Annotated in this window: 1 protein-coding gene; it reads left to right on the top strand. The window is 44.1% G+C overall.

From position 1 onward, the window contains the following. The coding region (locus tag ACH2AZ_RS12460; protein WP_394908096.1) for a hypothetical protein at positions 1 to 728 on the top strand (728 nt) is incomplete at both ends.

The raw sequence follows: 728 nt of genomic DNA on the forward strand, positions 1-728 counted from the left end.
GTGTGCCCAACGGGGGCTTTGAACGCGATGCTACCACCTCGACGGCCTCGGGTTATAGTTTTGCGTATTATGATTTTGCAGTGAACCCACCTGGGATGCAACAATGCCAAACCGATTTAAACAGTATTCCTTTACAAAACTTAGCAAGCTTAGACCCTGTTAATGGTCATAATGATCCAAACAACGCCTTTAATTATCATGCGTATATACTAACCCCAGGGCCCGATAGTTTTATGTCTGGTTCTTCTACAACTCAAATCAGGGTAGAACCCAATACCCCTTATAATCAGCGGGCTATCGGTTTAAACGATTTGCGTACTCAAGGAAGCCTTAGTGTGATGACAAAAGAAATCATTGCCGGGCAAAGCTTTTCCTTTGATTATGCCTTAGCCTTGGAGGATGATATTAATGCCAGTCCATCTTCCATTGTACTTCCTTTTTTTAAGGTACAAATATGGGATCAAAACAATAACCTGGTCAGTGAGCAGTGCATTGCTTTCGAGCGCAACTCATGCCGGTTTATAGAAGCCCCTGGAGGTTTAGATCTTTATTATACGCTTTGGACGTGTATGGAATTGGATACCAGTAGCATTGCCGGGCAAGCCGCCACGGTAGTTTTTGCGATGTCAGATATCCAACAACCTGGAAGTAGTTACGGCTACGCCTACATAGACAACCTGGGCAATGCCAGCTGTAGCAATGATGTTTTTGGGAAGGTTTCTATAGAC

Origin of the sequence: uncultured Mesonia sp. (assembly GCA_947499595.1) — a bacterium.
Taxonomy (GTDB): Bacteria; Bacteroidota; Bacteroidia; order Flavobacteriales; family Flavobacteriaceae; genus Mesonia; species Mesonia sediminis.